17 protein-coding genes and 1 pseudogene are annotated in these 23,292 nt (G+C 60.3%); 17 read left to right on the top strand and 1 reads right to left on the bottom strand.

Annotated elements, in window-relative coordinates; genetic code table 11:
• Positions 1 to 163: 163 nt before the first annotated feature.
• On the top strand, positions 164 to 1,405 hold the full coding sequence (locus BUA05_RS13720) for an NRAMP family divalent metal transporter (RefSeq protein ID WP_072675588.1): 1,242 nt from the start codon (positions 164 to 166) through the stop codon (positions 1,403 to 1,405).
• 125 nt (positions 1,406 to 1,530) lie between these two features.
• Entirely contained in the window at positions 1,531 to 3,396 is a 1,866-nt protein-coding gene (locus BUA05_RS13715; protein WP_072675587.1) for an ABC-F family ATP-binding cassette domain-containing protein, read from the top strand.
• A 30-nt stretch (positions 3,397 to 3,426) separates the two neighbouring features.
• On the opposite strand, the gene BUA05_RS13710 is transcribed toward BUA05_RS13715, so the two are convergent.
• Positions 3,427 to 3,852, bottom strand: coding sequence for an acyl-CoA thioesterase (locus BUA05_RS13710; protein WP_072675586.1), 426 nt, complete (start codon positions 3,850 to 3,852; stop codon positions 3,427 to 3,429).
• Between the two features lie 126 nt (positions 3,853 to 3,978).
• Between BUA05_RS13710 and leuC the strand changes: the two genes are divergently transcribed.
• The 15 genes and pseudogenes from leuC to BUA05_RS13630 all read left to right on the top strand — a co-directional run.
• Complete coding sequence (gene leuC / locus BUA05_RS13705; RefSeq protein ID WP_072675585.1) at positions 3,979 to 5,409, top strand: 3-isopropylmalate dehydratase large subunit; 1,431 nt, start codon at positions 3,979 to 3,981, stop codon at positions 5,407 to 5,409.
• Positions 5,410 to 5,453: 44 nt separating this feature from the next.
• Complete coding sequence (locus BUA05_RS13700) at positions 5,454 to 5,645, top strand: isopropylmalate isomerase (protein ID WP_072675584.1); 192 nt, start codon at positions 5,454 to 5,456, stop codon at positions 5,643 to 5,645.
• Positions 5,646 to 5,658: 13 nt separating this feature from the next.
• Entirely contained in the window at positions 5,659 to 6,258 is a 600-nt protein-coding gene (gene leuD, locus BUA05_RS13695; RefSeq protein WP_072675583.1) for a 3-isopropylmalate dehydratase small subunit, read from the top strand.
• A gap of 42 nt (positions 6,259 to 6,300) precedes the next feature.
• Entirely contained in the window at positions 6,301 to 7,299 is a 999-nt protein-coding gene (locus BUA05_RS13690) for an NADPH:quinone oxidoreductase family protein (protein ID WP_072675582.1), read from the top strand.
• Between the two features lie 93 nt (positions 7,300 to 7,392).
• A complete protein-coding gene (locus BUA05_RS13685; RefSeq protein WP_072675581.1) occupies positions 7,393 to 7,716 on the top strand; it encodes a DUF1476 domain-containing protein in 324 nt (107 codons plus the stop codon).
• Between the two features lie 28 nt (positions 7,717 to 7,744).
• A complete protein-coding gene (locus BUA05_RS13680; protein ID WP_072675580.1) occupies positions 7,745 to 7,978 on the top strand; it encodes a BolA family protein in 234 nt (77 codons plus the stop codon).
• Between the two features lie 42 nt (positions 7,979 to 8,020).
• Entirely contained in the window at positions 8,021 to 8,350 is a 330-nt protein-coding gene (gene grxD / locus BUA05_RS13675; RefSeq protein ID WP_072675579.1) for a Grx4 family monothiol glutaredoxin, read from the top strand.
• Positions 8,351 to 8,703: 353 nt separating this feature from the next.
• On the top strand, positions 8,704 to 9,486 hold the full coding sequence (locus BUA05_RS13670) for an NUDIX hydrolase (RefSeq protein WP_072675578.1): 783 nt from the start codon (positions 8,704 to 8,706) through the stop codon (positions 9,484 to 9,486).
• A gap of 238 nt (positions 9,487 to 9,724) precedes the next feature.
• Positions 9,725 to 11,221 (top strand): porin, encoded by a 1,497-nt coding sequence (locus tag BUA05_RS13665; protein WP_084662726.1) that lies wholly within the window; start codon positions 9,725 to 9,727, stop codon positions 11,219 to 11,221.
• A gap of 293 nt (positions 11,222 to 11,514) precedes the next feature.
• A pseudogene (locus BUA05_RS13655) lies at positions 11,515 to 11,690 on the top strand (IS630 family transposase); the annotation flags it as partial.
• 430 nt (positions 11,691 to 12,120) lie between these two features.
• Positions 12,121 to 14,970: a CHAT domain-containing protein gene (locus tag BUA05_RS13650; RefSeq protein ID WP_084662724.1), complete on the top strand. Its 2,850-nt coding sequence runs from the start codon at positions 12,121 to 12,123 to the stop codon at positions 14,968 to 14,970.
• Complete coding sequence (locus BUA05_RS13645) at positions 14,970 to 15,689, top strand: hypothetical protein (protein ID WP_072675575.1); 720 nt, start codon at positions 14,970 to 14,972, stop codon at positions 15,687 to 15,689. The genes BUA05_RS13650 and BUA05_RS13645 overlap by 1 nt, the downstream gene beginning before the upstream one ends.
• 29 nt (positions 15,690 to 15,718) lie before the next feature.
• Positions 15,719 to 17,683, top strand: coding sequence for an adenylate/guanylate cyclase domain-containing protein (locus BUA05_RS13640; protein ID WP_178139189.1), 1,965 nt, complete (start codon positions 15,719 to 15,721; stop codon positions 17,681 to 17,683).
• Positions 17,684 to 17,757: 74 nt separating this feature from the next.
• A complete protein-coding gene (locus BUA05_RS13635; RefSeq protein WP_158093687.1) occupies positions 17,758 to 19,377 on the top strand; it encodes a ShlB/FhaC/HecB family hemolysin secretion/activation protein in 1,620 nt (539 codons plus the stop codon).
• 40 nt (positions 19,378 to 19,417) lie between these two features.
• Positions 19,418 to 23,292 (top strand): two-partner secretion domain-containing protein (locus BUA05_RS13630; RefSeq protein WP_143150320.1); only part of this gene is annotated, 3,875 nt, incomplete at its 3' end.

Below are 23,292 nucleotides of genomic sequence, written 5' to 3'. Positions count from 1 at the left end.
CGTTTGCGCAAAAGCGCGAGGCTGCCGCCGGGCGATCGCGCGCCAGCGGGCACAAGGCCGCCCTGCCTCCATCGCGTCCGGCCAATCTTCTGTTGTTAAAGACCGGGCGCAGTGCAAAGCCGGTGCACGGTTGCAAAACTGTGCATTGCCGGGGGGACAGCCAATGTCATCGCGTTTCCTGCGCCGCCTTGCGGGGCCGGGTCTGATCTTTACCGGCGCCGCAATCGGCACTTCGCATCTGGTGCAATCGACCCGTGCCGGGGCGATGTTCGGTCTGGCGCTGGCGGGCGTGATCGTGCTTGCGAATTTCCTCAAATATCCGGCCTATCGATACGGCATCGATTTCGCCCATGCCCGCGGCCGTTCACTGCTGACCGGGTACCGTGAGCTCGGGCTTTGGGCGGTGCTCTTGTTCCTGCTGGCGGTTGGCCCGCTGGTTCCCATCATCTGGGCGGCTCTGGGCGCTGCAACCGCAGGAATCCTGACCGTGCTGATCGGACCGATTGCGCCGGTCCCGGTGCTCGCCGCTGCTATCCTTGTGCTTGCCACCTGCCTGCTGCTGATCGGCGGCTACCGCTTCCTTGACCGGGTCAACGCAGTTTTGCTGGCCTTTCTGGTCGGCTCCACCTTGCTGACCACGGCGGTCGTCCTGCCGTGGGTCGATTGGACGACGATGGCCGATTTCAGCTGGACGGGTGAGGTCTCCGCCCTGATCTTCATCGTCGCGCTGGCGGGCTTCATGCCCAATCCGACCGATGTCTCGGTGCCCCTGTCGCTGTGGAAGATCGAGGCGGATCACGCCTTGCCCGAAGGGCGCAAGGCAACCCTTGCAGAAACGCGCAAGAGCTTTTTCTGGCCTTACGTTATCACCGCGGCGATGGCTGTCTGCTTCTGCATCATGGGGGCAGGCGTCATGCACCGGCAGGCGATTGTGCCGCTGGCCGATGCGCCCGGTTTTGCGGGACAGCTGGTCAGCCTCTACAAGGAAGCGCTTGGCCCCGGACCGGCATTTCTGGCGGGGATTGCCGCGCTGTCGGTGATGCTGACAACGGTGATCGCAGGCATTGATGCCTATTCCCGCACCTTTGCCGCGGCGCGCGCCATCCTGACCGGTCGTGACGACGTGTCCTACAGGCGCGGCGAATATGCGTTCTTTGCGCTATTATTCGTGGCCATCGCCGTGGCGGCCATCTTTACCCTGCTCACCGATCTCACCGGATTTCTCGATCTTGTCACGACTGCCAGTTTCGTGATCGCGCCGGGGGTTGCGTTGCTGAACCATCTGGTTGTCACCCGGTGCGAAATGCCCGAGGCCGCTCGCCCGTCGGCCACCTCGCGCCTGCAAAGCTGGCTGGCCATCACCACGATGACCGGGCTGGCGATTGCCTATTTCGTGCTGGCCTGATCTGCCGCAAGCCGGGCCGCGCGCGCTGCACGCATGGCCAATCCAGCACCTGCGCCCTGCCCCGATTGCAATGCAGCGGGTAATTTCCGTTGGGCAGGACTGGATTGGCTGTTAAGGGCGCGCCCATGCTTACCATCGACGGTGTCACTGTGCGGCTTGGCGGCCGGGCCATTCTGGAACGCGCCAGCGCAACCGTGCCCATCGGCGCGCGGGTCGGGCTGATCGGCCGCAACGGCGCGGGCAAATCGACCCTGATGAAGGCGCTGATCGGCGAGATCGAGCCGGATGATGGCGAAATCAGCAAACCATCGCGCGCGCGGATAGGCTATATCGCGCAGGAAGCGCCCAGCGGTTCGATGACGCCGGAAGAGGTGGTGCTCGCCGCCGCGACCGAACGCGCCGAATTGCTGGCGGAGCTGGAAACCTGCACCGACATGGACCGCATGGGCGACGTCCACGAACGCCTGCTCGCCATCGACGCCTATTCTGCCCCGGCGCGCGCGGCCAAGATCCTCAATGGCCTTGGCTTTGATGAAGAAATGCAGCAGCGCCCGGTCGATAGTTTTTCGGGCGGCTGGAAGATGCGCATTGCCCTTGGCGCGCTGCTGTTTTCCGAACCCGATATCCTGCTGCTGGACGAGCCTTCCAACCACCTCGATCTCGAGGCGACCTTGTGGCTGGAGAATTTCCTCAAATCCTATCCCGCCACGCTGGTGGTGATCAGCCATGAACGCGACCTGCTGAACAAGGTGGTCGATCACATCCTGCACCTGCAAGGCGGGCAGTTGACGCTCTATCCCGGCGGCTATGACGCGTTTGAAAAGCAGCGCGCCGAACGCGCCGCGCAGCTCGCAGCGGCCAAGGCATCACAGGATGCGCAAGCCGCGCGGCTGCGGGATTATGTCGCTCGCAACTCCGCCCGCGCCTCGACCGCCAAGCAGGCGCAATCGCGCGCCAAGATGCTGGCCAAGATGCAGCCCATCGCCGCGCTGATGGAAGACCCGACGCTGAGCTTCGATTTCCCCGATCCCGCCCAGCTCAAATCGCCGATGATCACGCTGGAACAGGCAGCGGTGGGATATGGCGAAGCCCCGCCGATCCTCAAACGACTGAATTTCCGGATCGAGGCGGATGACCGGATCGCGCTGCTGGGCCGCAACGGCAACGGCAAGACCACGCTGGCCCGCCTGCTGGCGTCGCAACTTGCGCCAGCCGAAGGCGCAGTCAACGCGCCGGGCAAGCTCAAGGTCGGATATTTCACGCAGTATCAGGTTGAGGAACTGGCGGGCGAAGACACCCCGCTCGATCTGATGAACCGCGCGATGGACGGCCAATCGCAGGGCGCCATTCGCGCGCAACTGGGCCGGTTCGGCTTTTCCGGGCCGCGCGCCAACCAGCGGGTCGACAAGCTATCGGGCGGGGAGCGCGCGCGGCTGGCGCTGGCGCTGATCACCCGCGATGCGCCGCATCTGCTGATCCTTGATGAACCGACCAACCACCTTGATGTCGACGCGCGTGAGGCGCTGATTCAGGCGCTCAACACCTATACCGGCGCGGTTATCCTGATCAGCCATGATCGCCACATGGTCGAACTGACGGCAGACCGGCTGGTGCTGGTCGATGGCGGAACCGCGCGCGAATATGCCGGCAACATGGATGATTACATCGACTTCATTCTGGGGCGAAAGCCCAAGGGTGATGGGATCAGATCCGACGCGGCCAAAGGCAGGCCGGGCACGCCGAAGACCGTGGCGCAGGCGCGTTTTGCCCAATCGGAACTGGGCAAGGCTGAAAAGGCGCTGACCCGCGCGTCAGCCGAGGTCGAACGGCTGGATGCGCAAGTCCTCGATGCGAGCAGCAAACCCGGCGCGGATGGCGCAAAGTTGCAAAGCCTGCTGACCGCCCGCGCGAAAGCCGCCGACGCCTTGGCCGCAGCCGAGCAGGACTGGCTGGCGGCCGGCACCGCGCTCGAAGCGATCGAACAGGGCTGATGCGCCATCAGCCGCGGCATGCGGCCGGGATCACTCCCCCTGAGGGAAGAAGAACATCCGCAAATGCTCACCAATGCGTGCCGGGCGCAGGGTCTTGGCGTCGATGCAGCACCAGCTCGATTGCACTTCGGCCAGCACCTCCTCGCCGCGCTTGATCAGCGTGGAATAGAACGCACGGGCGCCATTGAAGCGTTCAAGAACGGTCTGCGCGGTCACGTCATCTTCAAGGAAGGCGGGCTTGCGATAGGTAATCTCGTGCTTAAGGGCGACCCACGCCTTGGTGGCGACGTCATCGGCCGGCGCGATCTTGTTCCAGTGCGCCAGCACCGCATCCTGCACCCAGTTCAGGTAGCGCGCATTGTTGACATGGCCCATGAAATCAATGTCCGCTTCCTCGACCTTGATCGGGTGGAAAAAAGCAGGAGCAGGCGCGGCAGGAGATTCGGTTGCTGACATATTTGTCAGTTATACCCGATGAAAGCTGCAAAGCCATGACGAATTTGACGCGGGTCAAGCACGCATCTTGCGCGAGGGGTGCTGGCGCGTCTAATCGCCTTGGCGACAAGAAGGAAACAACGCACCATGGCGACCCGCCCGCGCACACTTTACGAAAAGATCTGGGACGCGCATGTCGTCGAGACACGCGATGACGGCACGGCGCTGATCTATATCGACCGGCATCTGGTGCACGAGGTGACCAGCCCGCAGGCGTTCGAGTCGCTGCGGCTGGCCGGGCGTCCGGTGCGGCGGCCCGAACTGACGCTGGCAGTGCCCGATCACAACCTGCCGACCACGCCGCGCCTCGACGCGAGCGGCAAGCCGGTGCCGATTGCCGACCCGGAAAGCGCGGCCCAGCTCGCCGCGCTGGAAGACAACGCGCCGGCCTTCGGCATCCGCTACATACCGGCGACCGCGAAGGAACAGGGAATCGTCCATGTGGTCGGCCCCGAACAGGGCTTCTCGCTGCCCGGCACCACCATCGTCTGCGGGGATTCGCACACGGCCTGCCACGGCGGTCTGGGCGCGCTCGCCTTCGGGATCGGCACCAGCGAGGTCGAACATGTGCTGGCGACGCAAACCCTGCTGCTCCAGCAGTCGAAGCCGATGGAAGTGCGGGTCGAAGGCGATCTTGGCCCCGGCATCAGCGCGAAAGACCTGATCCTCCACATCATCGGGCGGATCGGCGCGGCGGGCGGCAGCGGCCATGTGATCGAATATCGCGGAGCCGTGTTCGAAGCGATGACCATCGAGGAACGCCTGACGGTGTGCAACATGAGCATCGAGGCAGGCGCGCGTGCGGGCCTGATCGCGCCCGATGACACCACCTTCGCCTACCTCAAGGGCCGCCCGATGGCGCCTGCGGGCGCGGAATGGGACGCGGCGGTCGCCTATTGGCGCACACTCCACAGCGATGAGGGCGCGGTGTTTGCCAAAAGCGTGGTGATCGACGCAGCCGATGTCGAACCGAGCGTGACCTGGGGCACCAGCCCCGAAGATGTGGTCCCGATTGGCGGGCGCGTGCCAGACCCGCAGGACTTCGCCGACGAGAGCAAACGCGTCGCAGCCCAAAAGAGCCTCGATTACATGGGCCTCACCCCCGGCATGGCGATGACCGATGTGGCCATCGAGAACGTGTTCATCGGCTCTTGCACCAACAGCCGGATCGAGGATCTGCGCGCCGCCGCCGCAATCCTGAAAGGCCGCCGCAAGGCCGCCAATGTGCGCTGGGCGATTGTCGTTCCGGGATCGGGACTGGTCAAATATCAGGCCGAGACCGAAGGGCTCGACAAGATCTTCACCGAGGCCGGGTTCGAATGGCGCGAACCGGGCTGTTCGGCGTGCCTCGGCATGAACCCGGACAAGGTGCCGCCGGGCGAACGCTGCGCCTCGACCAGCAACCGCAATTTTGTCGGACGCCAAGGCCCGGGCGCGCGCACGCACCTCGTGTCGCCCGCGATGGCGGCAGCCGCCGCAGTCGCGGGGCGGCTCGCCGATGTGCGCGAACTTGGGTAATCGCCGGGCTTGAAACCGGCCCTTCGGAAGCGCATGGAAAGCAGATGACCGACAAGAAGAAATCCGAAAAGATGTCCTCCGGCAATCGCGCCGCCATTGGCGCGGCGGCGATTGGTTCGGCGGCTGTCGCGGCAGCCCTGCTTTATGCCGGACGCAAGCTCACGGCCAAGAAGAAGCCGGACGAACCGCCCCAGCCCGGCCCGATCCCCTCGGGCGAGCCGCCAGAAACCGACTGAGGAGCCTGCATCCATGCAACCGCTGACCCGGGTCGAGGGCCGCGCCATTCCGCTCGGCCTCAAGAATGTCGATACCGACATCATCATTCCCGCAAAATGGCTCAAGACCATCAGCCGCGAAGGTCTGGGCGCAGGCGCGTTCGAGGCGCTGCGGGCAGAGCCGGGCAATGTGATCGACGATCCCGCCTATGCCGGGGCGAACGTGCTGATCGCAGGCGACAATTTCGGCTGCGGATCAAGCCGCGAACACGCCGCATGGGCGCTGGATGACATGGGCATACGGGTGGTGATCGCGCCCAGCTTTTCGGACATTTTCTCGGGCAACGCGGTGAAGAACGGGATCCTGCCCGTGGTTCTGCCGCAGGAAGCCATCGACCGCCTGCTGGACGTTGCACGGGCGGGCGAGCCGATCACGGTCGATCTTGAAACCCAGACCGTGACCACCCCGTTTCAGGATCGCTTCACCTTCAACCTCGATCCGTTCCGCCGAGATTGTCTGCTGAACGGGCTGGACGAAGTCGGCCTGACCATGGCCCGCAGCGACGCCATCGGCGGCTTTGAAAAGACCCGCACCGCAGCCCAGCCGTGGCTGATGCGCGGCACGTCTGTCTGACCGGATAAATACAGCCACATTCTCATCGGGAGAGATGATCACATGAAAGCCATTCGTACCCACACCGTCGGTGGGCCGGAAACCCTGACGCTGGACGAGGTTGACACCCCCACCCCCGGCAAGGGCGAAGTCCTCGTCGCGGTCAAGGCCTGCGCGATCAACTATCCCGATACGCTGATGATCCGCGACCTCTACCAGTTCAAGCCTGAGCGCCCCTACGCGCCCGGCGGCGAGATTGCCGGGGTGATCGAAGCGATTGGCGAAGGCGTGGAAGGCTATGCCGTTGGCGACCGTGTCATGGCCGGGATCGGCAATGGCGGCCTCGCGGAAAAGGTCGCGGTGCCGGCCGGGCGGATGTTCCCGATCCCCGATGGCGTGCCGTTTGAAAAAGCCGCTTCCTTGCTGATGACCTATGGCACCACCATCCACGGGCTGAAGGATCGCGGCCATATCAAGGCGGGTGACACCGTGCTGGTGCTGGGCGCGGCGGGCGGCGTGGGCCTGTCGGCGGTGGAACTGGCCAAGGCTTTCGGCGCGCGCGTGGTTGCCGCGGTTTCCTCCGAAGCCAAGGGCGAGGTTGCCAGGCAGGCGGGCGCGGATGAGGTGGTGATCTACCCGCGTGAAGCGATGGACAAGGACGCGTCAAAGGCGCTCGCCAATGCCTTCAAGACCGCCTGCGGGCCGGACGGGGCGAACATCGTCTACGACATTGTCGGCGGGCAATATTCCGAACCCGCCCTGCGCGCCATCGCGTGGGAGGGCCGCTTTCTGGTGGTCGGTTTCCCCGCCGGGATCGCGAAGATGCCATTGAACCTCACCCTGCTCAAAAGCTGCGATATCTGCGGCGTGTTCTGGGGCGCCTTCACCGCGCGTGAGCCGATCAAGTTCCGTGCGCAGGTCGATGAATTGTTCGACCTGATGAAGGCAGGCAAGATCGACCCGCTGGTGTCCGAGACCTTCCCGCTCGCCCGCGCCGGCGATGCGATAGCAAAGCTCGAAAACCGCGAGGCGGTGGGCAAGCTCGTCGTCACGATGGAATAATGTCACATTATTGTGATCGGGGGCGCGGCTTCGCGCTTGAAGCCGCGCCCGGCCCAGCCTATTCCGGACGCTGATCGTTCCGGAGGGAAACACATGACCGATTTCAAGGATCGCGAACGGGCAGAAGAAGCCAAGTTCGCGCTCGACCAGGATACCGCCTTTCGCATCGCCGCACGCCGCAATCGGCTGCTGGGCGAATGGGCAGCGGTGCTGATGAAGCTCACGCCCGAGGAAACCGACGCCTATAAAAAAGCGGTGGTGCAGGCCGATTTCGAGGAAGCCGGCGACGAGGACGTGATCCGCAAGCTGCTGGGCGATCTCACCGCCGCCAACACCGACATTTCCGAGGCCGATATCCGCGCCAAGCTTGAGGAAATGACCATCGAGGCCCGCCGCCAGCTGCTCGGCGAAGTCTGATGCCATTTGCCGTCAGGGAGCTGCCACCATGCCGATGAGTGCTGCCGCCATCGAAGAAGCCATCCTTGCCGCCCTGCCCGGCGCAAGCGTGGAACTGACCGATCTGGCCGGTGATGATGATCACTGGGCCGCCACCGTCACCGCGCCGCAATTCGTCGGCAAGAACCGGGTGGCACAGCACAAGATGGTTTATGCCGCATTCGGCGGACGGATGGGGGGTGAACTGCACGCCTTGCAAGTCACCACCAAACTTCCCACCTGAAACGCATCTATCCGATCAACCGCATCAGGGGCTGCCTTACCCATGTCCGATACCAACACCCGCATTTCCGATCTCGTCACCGCCAATGATGTCGTGCTGTTCATGAAGGGCACGCCGCTGTTCCCGCAATGCGGCTTTTCCAGCCGTGCGATCGCGATCCTCGATCATTGCGGGGTTGCCTATGAAAGCGTGGACGTGCTGCAGGACATGGAAGTCCGGCAGGGGATCAAAAGCTTCTCTGACTGGCCGACCATCCCGCAGCTTTACGTCAAGGGCGAGTTCGTGGGCGGCAGCGACATCATGATGGAGATGTTCGAGGCCGGCGAATTGCAGCAACTGCTCGACGAAAGCGGCGTCGCCAAGGTCGCTTAGTTCTCCGCACGCCTTCCGGCCGGCAAGATCATCGCTCGTGCGGTGGTGTTCGGCGGCCTGGGCAGAAACAGAAAACCGCCCCGCAGGACCAGTGCGGGGCGGTTTCTTGTATCGGGGAGGCGCAGCCCGAATTACCAGGAAGGGCGCGCCTCAAATTGAAGACCATTGGGACCGCAGCTTCATATGCATGGCGCGTGCCAAATCGGAAAAACCGCGCAAATACGCCATTTTCATCCTGCCGGTCGCAGCCACGCCCGGCGCAGGTGTAAAGCATCCCGACAGTCGCCCGCAAACCGGCATGAACCTGCCAAACCGCTTGGCAAGCGCTTGCCGCCGCGCCATGCTCTGGCGCAATGACAAGCGATTCAAAGCCCGATGGCATTCCCGCCGCGACCATCATCATCTTCCGCAACGCCCCTTCGGGCGGGCCGCCGGAGGTGCTGATGACGATACGATCGAAGGGCATGGCCTTTGCAGGTGGCATGGCGGTGTTTCCCGGAGGCCGGGTCGACCCGGCCGATTTCGCGCTGGGCGAGCAGGTGGCGGCAACGCACGGACTGACCACGGACGAGGCCGCGCACCAGATCGCCGCCGTGCGCGAGACGCTGGAGGAAACGGGGCTTGCGCTCGGCCTTGCGGGCGAGATTGATGCGCCCCGCGCCGCTGCTGCGCGGATAATGCTGGAACGGACCGGCGCGCTCGCCCCGGTGCTGGAAGAATTCGGCTGGCGGCTCGATCTTGGCCAGATCACGCCTTTTGCCCGCTGGCTCCCCAAGAACGAGCGGATCCCGCGGGTCTATGACACGCGTTTCTATCTCGCCAATCTGGGCACCGGCGAAGTGGAAGTGTCGATCGACCATGCCGAGAACACCCACTTGTTCTGGACCAGCGCCCAGGGTGCGCTGGAAGCGGCGGAGCGCGACGCGATCAAGCTGATCTTCCCCACCCGCCGCAATCTTGAACGTCTGGCGCTGTTCGCCAGCTACGAAGAAGCCCGCGCCCAGGCCGAAGCGATCCCGGTGCGAACCATCATCCCGCAGGTGGACACCAGCGGCGAACAGCCGATGCTGCGGATCATGGCCGATGCAGGCTATCCGATCACCGCCGAATTGCTGGAGAATGTGGCGCGCGGGTAAGCGGCAGTAGCCGACGCGATTGGAACCAGACGCGGTTTTCCTGACCCCGGTGTCGAGTTTGACGTCAGTCCGGGGTGTCGTTGCGAATGTCCGGCAGATGCAGCTTGCGCTGCGCTGGATTGCTGCCCGACCGCGCACCACAACCTGTCGCAATTGTCACACAGCTGACACTAACCGGACATAGTGGCGCATCGGAGCCGGTTCGTGTTGGACCTGGAAATTGCGAAGGCAAGTTGTCATGTCCCGAATCTCCGGCGGATCTCCCGGCATCCTGTTTACCCTGGCTCTGTTGGCGGGTGCCAATGTCCCGGCGCTGGCGCAGGACGCCGATCCGGTGGTATCTGACGAATCGGATCAGGCCCGCACAATCGCCGATCTTCAGCGCCAGATTGATGAGCTCAAAGCGATGGTCGAAGTGCTTCAGGCACAGCGGGTAACGGCTGCGCCTGCGTCCCCTGTCACCACCCCGTCCACCGCGGACACGCCGATTATCGCGCAGGATTTCGGCGCGCCGTCCCTGCCCGAAGCGGCCTCGGTACCGGCACCACAAACCGCTCCGCAGGTCGCCATGGCCAGCCCGCCCAAACCCGCGGCGTGGTATGAAAAACTCCGTCTGCGCGGATACACGCAACTGCGGTTGAACGAGATCGTTTCCGGCGATGCCTCGGCGCCCGCTGGTGTGTCGCGTCTTCGGACGATCGGCGATGGCGATGTCAGGGACAACAACAATTTCAGTTTCCGCCGCGTGCGTCTGATCCTGCAAGGCGATCTCAACGAGTATGTCTCGCTGTATTTCCAGCCGGATTTCGCGGTCGCCGTATCGAATCAGTCTGCGGGGGAACGTCGCGGCGGCGTTGCGCAATTGCGCGATGCCTATGCGGATGTGTTCCCTACCGGCGACAAGAGCTTCAGGGTCCGGCTGGGCCAGTCAAAGGTGCCGTTCGGTTGGGAAAACCTCCAGTCATCATCCAATCGTCTGGCACTGGACCGGACCGACGGGATCAACAGCGCGCTGCCGGGCGAGCGCGATATCGGGATCGTTGCCTATTACACGCCTGCACCAGTGCAGCGGGTCTGGGATCGTCTTTTGGCTGACGGACAGAAATTGTTCGGCAATTATGGCGCCATTGGTGCAGGGGTGTTCAACGGGCAGGGGATCAACCGGACCGAGACCAATGATGGCCTGATGGCAGTCGGCATGGCGACCTGGCCGTTCGAACTTGATGGTCTGGGGCTGGATGGTCAGGTGTTAGAGGTGGGCGGCGCGATCATGCGCAACCGCGTCAGCCCCGAAGTGCGCAGCGGCGGGGTCAGCCCGGTCAGCTTTGCCGATAACCGCGTCGGGCTGCATGCGATCCTCTACCCCCAGCCGTTTGGCCTGCAAGGCGAATGGAACTGGGGCACCGGGCCCGAATTCGATCCGGCCACCGGAAGGATCGAGGAACGTCCGCTGCGCGGCGGCTATGTGCAGGCGATGGCACGGGTGAAGGAATCGCCGATCGGTTCGTTCTATCCCTTTGCCCGCTGGCAGTATTACCGCGGCGGGTTCAAGGCTGCGACCAATGCACCGCGGCTGGAAACCGAGGAGCTGGAGCTGGGCATTGAAGTGCTGGTGAACTCCGCGCTCGAACTTACGGCGACCTATGGCTGGGCCTCTCGCAAGGAAGCCGACGAACGCCGCTTTGGTCGGGCGGAAGGCCAGATCGTACGGGTTCAGGCGCAATGGAACTATTAATGCCAATGCTCGATGAGGTTGACTCATCGAGCATTGGTTAAGCCCGTGCGGGGCTTGAGCATTTCCAGCGCGTGATGCGTCAGCATCCTGGCGCGCTGGTATAACGCGCTTCCCCGCGATCCTTGCGCCTACTGGCCGGTAAGCATGTAGGAAACATCACCGGCGATATTGGTGGCATAGTCACCGACCCGCTCCAGCTGCTTGCCGAGCAAGGCGACATCACCTTGATCGAGAGCCAGGTGCTATTGACCGAGCATGATGCCCTGGTCGGCACCGTATATTGCTCCTTCGCGCGGCGCGGGATCACGCGCAAAAAATGACCGGGCATGCGATTGAGCAGGATCGGCCCGACGTCCTGAAGTAGCGCCAGCACTGGTTCGACGACTAGCTCGATCTCGATCCTGAGCGCCTCGTCTTCATCGACGAGACAAAGACCGCGACGAACATGACCCGCAGCCATGGAAGATGTGGGTCCTGATCGACAGACTCATCGACATCCTCCAGCGCGACGAATGTCGCCAACCACTTCAGATCTTGCGGATATGAACCAGAATAAAACTAATACAACCTAACCCATCCTTTGGATATTGGTGATTTTCGTTGAGTTTTAATAATACGTGATAACTCTTATATTCTTGTTATGCGCAATCGTCCAGCACACACGTTGAATTGTCATGTCATAGGGGGCAGTCTTGCAAGTCAATACTTGTGCTTACATTCTGCTAACATTATTAACGGCAACTTCTGAAGTTTATGCTCAAAATATTGTTGATGTCGACCCTGTTAGGCCTGAGTTAGTTGCTCGTGCGCCTGTCCGCAGCAGTGGTGCGACTCAGGGCCCTCTTGATCTTAGTGGAGCTTCCTGCCGCCTTGACCGCGAAGAACCCTCGCCCGGGTGGATGGGCGATGCTGTTCAGTCAGGCATTCTGTGCGCAAACGAGCGCGCGGGTCTCATGGTTCGGGTTTCGGACCAGTCGCAATCCGCGGCCCAGCGCAGCCATGATCCGCTGCCTGTGGATCAAGTCACAGAGTTTCTCCTTGCCAATCAGAGGAGTATTTGCGGTGACGCGGTAGATTTGTCGTGGGGCGGCCTGCAGCTTCGTGCGCTTAAGTGTCGTTCGGTCGACGACAGCTGGCCCATGATTGCGCTGATCAGTTATGATGCGGCAGGTCTGCAAGTCGCGTATGGTATGCCTGCGGCATTCCCTTATCTTGCGCATGTTATCGGGGCCGATGTGTCCTCAGTTTCCAGGCAGGACGCCGCAAGTCTTGTTGCCGGCCTGTGGCCCACTCCCGTGCCACTTGCGTCGGTCGCAGATCGCCGCCGCATCAAGGATTCATGGTCTGCCGCCCGCAAAGCCAGCGTGAAACTGGATTTTGCAACGGCGCAGGAACAGCTTGATGCGGCACTGGAAGTGCAGACGCGGCTGTTTGGCGACGCAGACTTCACGACCACCGCGCTGCTGCTCGATCTTGCCATGGTGCTCGCCTACCAGGAAGATTTCGAGGCATCGCAAGCAATCATCCGCCGCGCCGGACCGCTCATCGATCAATCGCCGCGCGCAGAAGATCGGGCTCGGCTCGCTGGCTATCAGGCAAGTATCGCAGCACTGCAAGGCGATCATGTCGTTGCCAGCGAATTCGCAAAAAATGCCACGGACAAGTGGCGGCAGATAACTGGTAGCGACGATCAACAGGCTCTGCTTTCGCTTTTCCAGGCTGACGAAATTCAAGCCACAGATGCGCAGCCGGAACTGGCGCTCTCTCTCGCCAGAGAGGCAGCGATCCTGCTGAAGGTGAACGATCCGGTTTCTGCCTATGCGAAGGTCAGTGAAGCGCTCTTTGTGCTCAATTCGTCTCGGGTGAAGCCGCCAATCTGGCGCTCCGAAATCCTTGGGGTTCTGGGTGAGGCATCGTCTGCGATAGGGCGGGCATCTGCTGCAGAAGCGTTTTTCGAGAAAGCCATTTCACTGCGCAGGTCGCTTCAGGGTGATGGCGCCGGGATGGTGCGCTTGTTGCTCGCGAAGGGGCGCGCCTATCAACGCGAAGAGATGAACGCGAACGCGATAATCAGCTTTCGCCAGGCCATCAAAATAGCCAAGGAACTGCCGCGCGGGTCGGTTGCGGTGCGGGTCGACGAACTGATCCCTTTTGCCAAGGCTGTTTTGGCGGAAGCCGAGGCGATGTCGTCCGAGGATGACAAGCTGGGCTTGATGACCGAGCTTTACGATGCATTCCAGATCGCATTCGTTCCAGGCCGTGATGAGGTAATCGATCTGGCTTCTTTGCAGATGGCCGATGCGGATCCCCAGCTAGCCAAACTGGTGAGCAATCTGAAGCAGAGCATACTGGCGCAGTCCGAGTTGCAAGGCAAAGTTGCCATAGAACGCGAAAAGCCGGCCGCTGAACGCGATGACAAGCTGTTCGAATTGTTGACAAAAAGGCTTGAAGACCAAACGATACAATCTGCCAGACTGCGCGACCTTCTGAAGAAAAATCATCCCGAGTATCAGCGCTTTGGCGAAAGCCACGCGCCGGATCTGAACCTTCTGCGCAGTGCGCTGAAGCATGACGAAGCGCTAGCCAGTTTTCTGATTGGGCGGGACGCCTCCTTCCTGCAACTCGTCATGCGCGACCGGATCTACATCACACCGATCGCAGCGGGGGAGGAAGACCTGTCCCGAATTGTGCGTGGTTTGCGCAAAGGGCTGGAAATTGAAGGCGGTTCGGTAAACGAGTTCAATCTCGAAGACTCCCATTTGCTGTACCAGACGCTCTTCGGAGCCGTCAGCGAACCTCTTTCGCGGGTTAAGCGACTTATCGTAGTGCCCAATGGGCCATTGAGCACACTTCCCTTCGGGACGCTGTTGACTGGTTTTCCGACAAGTGATGATTATCGTGATGCCCCATGGCTGGTGAAGCGGATGGCGATCACCCACGCGCCGTCAGTCGTCAGCTTCGTGAACCTGCGGTCCACAAGGCCCGCAAAGGCGCCTGGCAAACCGTTCCTCGGCATTGCCAACCCAAGATTTTCAGGGCCGGCCCCGGCCCTGCCCGCCGACGCTGCGCCAAGCTGCAATCCGGAAGGAATTGCGCTGCACAGCCGTTTTGACAGCCTCGAGCAACTGCCCGATACAATCGATGAGGTGCGGTCCGTTATCGCATCCTTGCGCGTTGACGGTGCCGATCTGTTTTCCGACAGATCGGCGAAGGAAGAGGTTTTCCGCAACGGTTCACTCAACCAGTACAATCTGATCTATGTGGCAACCCACGCTGTAATGCCCGGTGAGGTCGCGTGTCAGCGCGAACCGGGTATCGCGCTGGCTCGTCCGTCCGAGATTGCTTCATCAAGGGCTACAGATGGCTTTCTCGACGCCAGCGAAGTGGCGGCTCTCCAGATCTCGGCCAACCTGGTGGTCCTCTCCGCTTGCAATACCGCGACCGGCAGCAATTCAACCGTCCAGAAGGGTGATGCGCTTTCCGGTCTTGCAGAAAGCTTTTTCGTCGCAGGCGCACGCAGCCTGCTCGTTACTCACTGGCAGGTTCCTTCAGCCGCGACCGCTTCGCTCATGCGCGATATGTTCAGCGCCATCGGTGCCGATCGCATGCTTGCCACCGATACCGCGCTGCAACGCGCCCAAGGTTTGGCAATCGACAATGCCGATACCGCGCATCCCTTCTTCTGGGGCGCATTTTCATTCGTCGGAAGTGGCACGGAAACCGTCTTTGTGAACGAAGCGGTGTCGTGATGCGCACGTTATTGATCTCGATCATCACCCTGCTGCTTGCCGCTCCAGTCGCCGCCCAGACGGCGGTAGTTGTCGAGGTCCGAGGGATTGATCTGAAAGTTGGGTCGCGGCTTGAAGAAGGGCGTCCGGTAAAGCTGCCGGCAGGGGGAAAGCTGGTCGTCGTGCGCAATGATGGCACGGTGATCAGCCTGCGCGGCCCTTACGATGGGCCGGTAAGATCAAAGGCGGCGCCAAGCCGGGGCGCTGGCCGAGCGCTGGCGGCACTTGTCGCGACCCGTAATGATCGGGCCAACCGGGTTGGGGCGGTCCGGTCGGGGTCCAATGCCGCGCCCGTGCCATCACCCTGGCTGATCGACATCACCCGACCGGGCGAACGCTGCCTGATCGAAGGGGCGCCGATCGGGTGGTGGCGGCCGACAACGGTGGTCACCGAAGATTTCACCCTGTCCCCGCTCGATCGCTCGTGGAACACGCAGTTCCGCTTCGAAACGGGGCAAGACATCGTGTCGATCACCCGGGTCAGCGATATCGACGGAACGAAGGCCTTCATCGTCAAGGATGATGAGCGCGAATACAGCATCCGTTTGCACCTGATCCCCGCGGCCGTGACGGAACCGGCCATACTTGCCGCATGGATGATCGAAAAGGGCTGCATCCAGCAAGCAGACGCCATGCTCGCCCTTCTTCCAACAGACGAAACTTCGGAAAGTGGTGAATGAAGCTGTTTCCTTCTTTGTCAGCGCTGTGGATGAACGGTCCGACCCGATCAGGCGTGTGGATTACGGTTGTCGCCGCGCTTTCTGCGCTGCTGGCCATCGTCTCGGTGCAATTGTTTGCTCCGCTGCAAAACCTTGAAAAGAAACTTGCAGACATTCGCGTTGCTGCGCTGGCGGTGCCGCAATCCCCGTCGGATCAGATCATTGTCATCGCGCTTGACGAGGAGACTGTTTCGCAGTTCGCCTATCGCTCGCCGATTGATCGCGAATTCATCGCCAATCTCATAACGCGGATCGATACAGCCGGGGCCAAAGCAATTGGCGTTGACGTTCTGATCGACCAGGCCAGCGATTCGGCAAAGGATGATCAGCTTTATTCCGCAATCCGGGCGGCCAGGACCCCACTTCATTTCAGCTTCACCTCTGACAGCGCCTTCGTGACGGAGCCGCAGCTTGACTACATGCGGTCCTTCATCCCCGCGGACATGCGGATGGAAAGCAGGCTGTTGTCTGACCCATTTGATGGCCTGGTCCGACGGATCAATCCCGGCGGTTTTGTGGCCGACGGGAAGATCATCTATGATGATGACCATCCGCCAAGTTTTGCTGCCGTCATGGCGAGCTATCTGGATGCGCCCCTGCCTCGCCGCACCCGCGAGATTGCCTGGCGCCCGTTACCCTCAGATGGAGCCGAACCGATCCCGGTCATTTCGGCCAATTACGTCTCCTATCTGCCACCCGAGATGTTTGCCGGCAAGGTTGTGCTGATCGGTGCCGTGCTTTCGATGACCGACCGACACCCCACCCCCCTTTCGATCATTGACGATGGCGACCGCGGGCTGATGCCGGGAGTGCTGATCCAGGCCCATGCCATCGACAGTCTGGTATCGGGCGCACCCGAACCTGTATCCCCACCGCTGCTGACGTTGCTGCTGGTTGCCGCCTTCACGGCCTTGGGTGTGCTGATCAGCCAGCTTCGCAAGGGGCTTTTGTTTAATGTCGCATTGTCCCTGATCTCGCTTGCCGGTTACTGGGTCATCGCCATTGCCGGGTATGGTTACGGCATCGGCATGCTTCCGATCCTCATGCCATCCATCGCTATGCTGCTTTCGGTCTGGATGATGGATCTTGTGATCGGCCGTGGGGAGCGGATGCAAAGGCAATTCATTCAATCCACCTTCTCGCGCTACGTTTCGCCGGCCGTGGTGGACCGCATTGCCGCAGACCCGAACGCGGCGGCGATTAGCGGCGAAAAGCGCCTGGCCACCTTTCTCTTCACCGATGTTGCCGACTTCACGACAATGTCCGAACTGCTTACGCCAGAGGATCTGTCGGACGTCCTCAACAGCTATCTCGACGGTGCGTGCGAGATCATCCTTCGCCAAGGTGGAACCATCGACAAGTTCATCGGCGATGCGATCATGGCGATCTTCAACGCCCCGCTTGACCAGCCTGATCACGCTGCCGCAGCAGTCCGGTCCGCTCTGGAACTTGATGCCTATGCGGAACGATACCGCGAGGAATGCAACGCCCGGGGCATACCGATCGGTGTCACGCGCATCGGCGTTCATGCAGGTCCGGCAGTTGTCGGCAATTTCGGTTCTTCGCAGCGGATGGATTTCACCGCGCTAGGGGATACGGTCAACACCGCCGCGCGTACCGAAGGGATCAACAAATACTTCGGCACCCGGATATGCTGCACCCAGTCAGTGGTCGATCAGGCCCCCAATCAGGCCTTCCGCACGATCGGCCATTTCGCCCTGAAGGGCAAAGCCGAATACACGACGTTGTACACCCCGCTGCCAGCCGAGCACGATGAGGATGCCGAAGAAGCCTATCGTGAGGCCTTTGCGCTGCTTGAACAGCACGACGAATCCGCTCGCCCGCGGTTTGCCGAACTCCACCAGAAATATCCCGACGACCCGCTCATCAGCTATCACCACCAAAGGCTGAAGGACGGCGAAGTATCGGCGCGCATCAAGATGGGCGCAAAATGATAGGTTCCCCGACGATCACGAAGAACCGCTTGCTGCTGTTCGCGCCATTGTGCTGGCTGGTTCAAGGACAAGCAATGGCACAATCGGTCGTTGTGCCATCGGAAGCCGACATTTCCAGATTGCGGTTAAGCCCGCCCGAATTGCCGGCGCAGGAAGACTTTGATCTCACGATCCGCAATCCGGAAAAATCAGTTGTCCCAAAGGACGTGTCCGTCCTCGATTTTCTGGTCTCACGGGTACAGGTCAATGGCGTGACCTATTTCTCTGAGGAACAGGTGGCCACGCTTTTTGCACCACTGGAAGGGCAACGAATCCGGCTGGAAAGCCTACGCGAACAGGCCGACCGCCTGCAGGCGATGTATACCAATCAGGGCTTTCTGCTGACCCGCGTCATCATCCCGCCGCAAACGATCGAAGATGGTATTGTCACGATCGAAGTCGTCGAAGGTTACATCGACGATATCTTGCTGGAAGATGAAACCAGCGTTGGCGGTAAACTGGCGCAGGGCGCGCTTGCGGATTTGCGCGACCAGCGCCCGCTGAATATCCGCGAGCTTGATGGCAAGCTATTAATTCTGAATGATACGCCTGGGATTGCCGCGAAAACACTTTTGCGTCCCGGAAACGAAATCGGTGCGGCCAATATGCTTGTATCGACAAGCAGGGTGCCAAATCAGGGCTTCGCCAGCGCCAGCAATACCGGCTCGAACGCTATCGGTCCGGCCATCTACTCGCTGGGCTATACCCTCAATTCACCGCTGAGCCGGCCGGGATCGATCGACCTTTCGGTCAGTCTTGCGGGACGAGACCTGGAAGAATTGCAGGCGGTCAGCGCGCGCTATGCAGTCCCTATCGGTTTCAAGGGGGCTGTCCTTTATCTTGGTGGGTTGGCGGCGCAGGCAAAACCGGGAGGCGAAGCCGCAGAGCTTGATGTTTCCAGTAAGTCCTATTCGCTCGAAGCCAGACTGCGCACACCACTTCACCGCTCCCGTTCAAGCACGCTCTATCTTGAAACGGCGCTGCTCTATGCCCGCACCAGAGTGACCGCTCTGGATGCCGAAATCACCCGGGACAAGATTGCCAGCAGCCAGATAGGTCTGCGCGCAAGGCACCAGTCCCCTTTGGGGCAAACAAATGCACAAGTGTTTGTAACAGCCGGGCTATCAGCCTTTGGTGCCTTGGATGAAAGTGCCCCCAACCCTTCCGTTCCGGGGTTTGAACCCAATTTCAGCAAGGTGAGTTGGCAACTCGATCATGTGTTTCCGCTCAGTACCAACGCATCCTTCTTAACGCGCGTGGTTGGTCAGTGGACCGATGATCGACTGCTGGCAGGAGAACAGCTTGCGTTTGGCGGCCAGTTTCTGGGCCGCGGCTATGCGCCGTCCGCGCTGACCGGCGATCGCGGCGTGGGCTTTCTGGGGGAGCTGCGTTTCGATCTGCCAGCAGTCCAGGCGCCGGGTGCGATTAGCAATGTCCAGGCTTATGGTTTTACGGATGCAGCACGAGCAAAACTGCTGCCTGCTCAAGACGTCCCGGCCGAACAGCAAAGCATCATATCGTACGGCATCGGGTTGAAAGCCCTCCTTGTCGACCGGCTTTTCCTTGATCTGCAATTTGCCGCTGAAGGCCGCAAACTGCCCGGCGGAGAAAGCCGCCCGGCACGGGTAAACATCAGCTTCGTATCGGTTTTTTGATGATTCAGGCCATTCCGCGATCGCATTTGGAAAAACAACAATGAAACTTGCGCGCCTCTTGCTACTGGTTTCAGCCAGCGTAAGCTCTGTAGCGACAGCACAAAATAGTGTGCAGCCCGCCGTGCCGGATCAGCCACCGAATGTGATTGCCGGCAGCGCAACCTTCGCTGTCGATACAACCGGCACAGTACGCACTGTAACCCAAACCACAAACAGGGCATTTCTTGACTGGTCCAGCCTGAATGTTCCGCAAGATCATACTTTGCGTTTTGATCAGCCGGATGCCACGGCGATCACGCTGAACCGGGTCACAGGCAATAGTGGTTCCGTGATCGATGGCCTGATCGAGGCCAATGGGCAGGTGTGGATACTCAATCCGAACGGGGTCTTCATATCGCCTACCGGACGCGTAACCACAGCCGGATTTCTCGCATCGACCGGGAACATTTCGCATACTGATTTCATGGCCGATACCGAGCAGTTCTTTATCGGGAATGGTAGCTCATCCGCATCTATCATCAATCAAGGCATCATCACGAATAGCCTTGGCTACACGATCCTCAATGCCGCCAAAATTCAGAACACCGGCCAAATAGGGGCACACCGCGGGACGGTTTTGCTGGCATCGGTCGACAATCTGAGCGTTTCCTTCGACGAAGGTCGGCTCATTTCCTACGAATTGAGCAATAACTCCTCCATTCCCGCCACTTTCCGCGACATCGCCAATACCGGCACGATCACAGCGAACGGTGGTTTGGTAGCGCTGAGCATGGCATCGGCGCTGGGAGCCATCAGCAGCGTCATCAATGTAGAAGGCTTGATCGAAGCAAAAAGCGTTGGATCGGCAAACGGCGACATTACGCTTGATTCCAGCCCGAATGGTGCGCTCACCATCAAAGGCACTGTCACGGTAGAGGGAACACAAGCAGACGAAGTTGGCGGTGTCATCACCGCACGTGGCGCCCTGGTGACCATCGAGCCCGATGCCAGACTGAATGCCGATGGCAAGGCTGGCGGGGGCGAGATTACCCTGACGGCTGCCCCAGCTGCGGGGACGGGTTTCGATCTTTTTGCGCCCGGGTCAGAAGAAGTTTCATTCAATCCTGAGTTTACAAATCTATCGATCCCGCAGCGAGACATCCTGGCTAACGGATCACTAGCGAGCGTGGCAATCAGGCAAGGAAGCCTGCTTACCGCCAGTGCTACCGAACTTGGGGCAGGTGGTTTTATTCTCGTCGACGCAAATGATAGCTTGGGACTTGCAGCCAAGATTGGCGGACAGGTCAGGGCGAACGGCGCTGGTTCTCAGGGAGATGGTGGTGAGATCGCACTTGGCGGTTTCTACCTAGATATCGAAGGGGCAGATCTGCAGGCGGCTGGTGGCAGCCCGCTGTCAACACCAGGGATCGTAGAGCTTACCGCAGCCTCGATCGACGTGGTTGGGCAGCTGACCCAGGCAACGCCCAACGTACTGGCTTGGCAGTCGTCGGCAAACTTGCCATTTTACGATCCGGCGGTTTTGCAGAGCCTCGATGTGGGTGACCTCGAAATCGCCGAAGCCGTACCGATAGGTTTCAACTTCCTGTATTTCGGTGAAACCTATGATTCTGTTGAAGTTTCCTATGCTGGGCTGGCAGCTTTTGAGAGCCTTAATGGAAACCCGCTTTGTTGCGAGGGGCCCCCGTTAGAGACGGGTAATATTCCCCCGGCGATTTTGGGCCTTTGGACAGATCTCGGCATTGACAGAGAGCCGGGCAGCAACACCGTCTCGATCCCAAGCGGGAGGCCTCTCTTTGGTACGTTCAATTTACCCGACGGCCAGCAAGAGTTTGTGCTGCAGTGGCGCAACGTACCCGCATTTCCCAACGTTGGAACAGGAAACACGTTTGAGATCAGGATCAGGGAAAGCGGCGATGTAATCTTAAATTATGATGGGTTAGACGTTCCAGATCGCTCTGTAACAGGCGGCTTAAAAGGCCGCACTATTAATGATTCATTCGAATTATTTCATCAAAGCTTTCAGAGCAAAACAGACGTCCTTTCTCAAATATCGCAAACATCCTCAATATTCACCCAAGCCGACCCGATATCGCAAATTTCAGGCCAGAGCATCGATAATATTTTGAATGGGGGAACCAATTTTTCTATAAATGCGAAAGATTTCACCAGTGCCAACAGTGCCAATTTTTCCATCGGAAATGTAAACATTGCAACGCCGTCATCGCTGAGCTTTCCGCTAACCGGTCCCGCGCGCCAGATATTTGTCACCGCTGACAAAAACATACGCATTGAAGGCGATCAGGCTTTTTCCGGTCCTGTGGCGATTGGCTTGGCTGCTGATGTCAATCAGGACGGGGTTGGCGGAACAATCAGGCTGGGCGGCAACATCATCGATGCCAGCTTGATCAACATCTTCGGTGACGTGCTTTTGACGGGATCGCGAGAAATACGCGCTCTCGGTGATATTCTGATTCAAGGCGACATCCTAACCGCGCCAGAAAGTGCTGGCTCGCAAATCATTCTGGATGCGCAAGGCAGTCTGACAGTTACCGGCCTGCTTGGCGATTCCGCGCTGACCTTTGCCGGGTTGCGATCCAACGATCTTGACGTTAATGCCCTCAGCGCTAACGAAATCGAGATTGATGTGCTGGGCGCTGGCGTAATGTCTGGCCCCATTTCCGCAACCTTGTTGTCAAAATTCGGCCCCGGCAGCCTGACTTTGACTGGAAACAATTCGGCTCTTGGCGATCTTAGAATCGCAAGCGGAAGGCTTCTTGCTCCGGGAGCCGCCAGCATCGGAACAGGAACCATCGATTTTGACGCCGGTTCACTAGAGTTTACCGACCTTTCTCCGATCACTCTTTCCAATCCAATCGTTGTCCAGCAATCAGCCGAGCTAGCATTTGCCGGCCCAGGCACGATCGCAGGAACGATCAATAGTTTCAGCGACGGAATCGGCGATTTCGATGTCAAAGTGGGCGGCGATCTAACCTTTGCTGGAGAGATCGGCACGAGCCAACTGCTCAATGGCATCTTTGCGACAGCCCAAGGGCGAATAACACTGGGTACTGACGCCATGCTGGCCGCATCGGACGTTATTCAACTGCTCGGCTTTGGCGGGTTCACGAACCTGTCGCCAAGAACCGATGCGCTTGCATCCGGCGAATGGTTTGTCTGGAGCGGCAACCCCAATCCATTTGCAGGCAACACGCCTGACATAACCGGTGCGCTTCAGCACGACTGGCGATTTTATGGCATTAGTGAAGCACAGGTCCGCGGCGAGGCTCCGCCCCCTGATCGGCCGATCGGTGCCAATGGCCTGGGTTACAGCTTTGCCCCGGTGCTTACGCCGCAGATGGTGGGCAACCTTAGCAAATCCTATGACGGGACCCGGGACTTTCCAACCACACAGATCAGTTTGAATTTTGTCGGACTGGTCAATGGTGACATCAAAAACGATGCCAGCATTGCCTCGATTCTAGCCGATGTATCGGGCATCTCTGCGTCGCAAGCCACTCTTGCCGGCATCGCGGCCAGCTTCACCGATACTTCGGGAAAACCTGTGTTTGGCTACCAATTCACCCCGACTATTACAGCGCCGGCTTCCATCCTGCCGCGCCCGCTGCTGGCTTCCCTGATCGGGAGCGTCAGCCGCGATTATGATGGCACCACCGCAGCGCTGCTGTCCGGCGGCAACTATGCTCTTGATGGTCTGGTTGCAGGCGAGACCATCACCGTCACGCAAACCGCCGGCGCCTTTGCCACTCCCAACGTCGGCAGCGACCTGTCGGTTAGCACCAGCCTGACCAGCAACGACTTTGTCGGCGGCAGCGGCACCGATCTTGCCAACTACCTGCTGCCCGTCACCGCCAGCGGAGCCATCGGCTCCATCCTGCCGCGCCCGCTGCTGGCTTC

Source organism: Erythrobacter sanguineus (assembly GCF_900143235.1).
Taxonomy (GTDB): Bacteria; Pseudomonadota; Alphaproteobacteria; order Sphingomonadales; family Sphingomonadaceae; genus Erythrobacter; species Erythrobacter sanguineus.
The sequence above is the reverse complement of the archived record's forward strand: the minus strand, read 5'-3'. Positions and strand labels throughout refer to the sequence as shown.

What these genes read in the sequence shown, in the direction of transcription:
- BUA05_RS13635 (WP_158093687.1), top strand. Translation starts at nt 17,758, where the DNA reads ATGGCACAATCGGTCGTTGTGCCATCGGAAGCCGACATTTCCAGATTG.
- BUA05_RS13685 (WP_072675581.1), top strand. Translation starts at nt 7,393, where the DNA reads ATGACCGATTTCAAGGATCGCGAACGGGCAGAAGAAGCCAAGTTCGCG.
- BUA05_RS13670 (WP_072675578.1), top strand. Translation starts at nt 8,704, where the DNA reads ATGACAAGCGATTCAAAGCCCGATGGCATTCCCGCCGCGACCATCATC.
- BUA05_RS13710 (WP_072675586.1), bottom strand. Translation starts at nt 3,852, where the DNA reads ATGTCAGCAACCGAATCTCCTGCCGCGCCTGCTCCTGCTTTTTTCCAC.
- BUA05_RS13665 (WP_084662726.1), top strand. Translation starts at nt 9,725, where the DNA reads ATGTCCCGAATCTCCGGCGGATCTCCCGGCATCCTGTTTACCCTGGCT.
- leuD (WP_072675583.1), top strand. Translation starts at nt 5,659, where the DNA reads ATGCAACCGCTGACCCGGGTCGAGGGCCGCGCCATTCCGCTCGGCCTC.
- grxD (WP_072675579.1), top strand. Translation starts at nt 8,021, where the DNA reads ATGTCCGATACCAACACCCGCATTTCCGATCTCGTCACCGCCAATGAT.
- BUA05_RS13650 (WP_084662724.1), top strand. Translation starts at nt 12,121, where the DNA reads ATGGGCGATGCTGTTCAGTCAGGCATTCTGTGCGCAAACGAGCGCGCG.
- BUA05_RS13680 (WP_072675580.1), top strand. Translation starts at nt 7,745, where the DNA reads ATGCCGATGAGTGCTGCCGCCATCGAAGAAGCCATCCTTGCCGCCCTG.
- BUA05_RS13645 (WP_072675575.1), top strand. Translation starts at nt 14,970, where the DNA reads ATGCGCACGTTATTGATCTCGATCATCACCCTGCTGCTTGCCGCTCCA.
- BUA05_RS13715 (WP_072675587.1), top strand. Translation starts at nt 1,531, where the DNA reads ATGCTTACCATCGACGGTGTCACTGTGCGGCTTGGCGGCCGGGCCATT.
- leuC (WP_072675585.1), top strand. Translation starts at nt 3,979, where the DNA reads ATGGCGACCCGCCCGCGCACACTTTACGAAAAGATCTGGGACGCGCAT.
- BUA05_RS13690 (WP_072675582.1), top strand. Translation starts at nt 6,301, where the DNA reads ATGAAAGCCATTCGTACCCACACCGTCGGTGGGCCGGAAACCCTGACG.
- BUA05_RS13720 (WP_072675588.1), top strand. Translation starts at nt 164, where the DNA reads ATGTCATCGCGTTTCCTGCGCCGCCTTGCGGGGCCGGGTCTGATCTTT.
- BUA05_RS13640 (WP_178139189.1), top strand. Translation starts at nt 15,719, where the DNA reads ATGAACGGTCCGACCCGATCAGGCGTGTGGATTACGGTTGTCGCCGCG.
- BUA05_RS13700 (WP_072675584.1), top strand. Translation starts at nt 5,454, where the DNA reads ATGACCGACAAGAAGAAATCCGAAAAGATGTCCTCCGGCAATCGCGCC.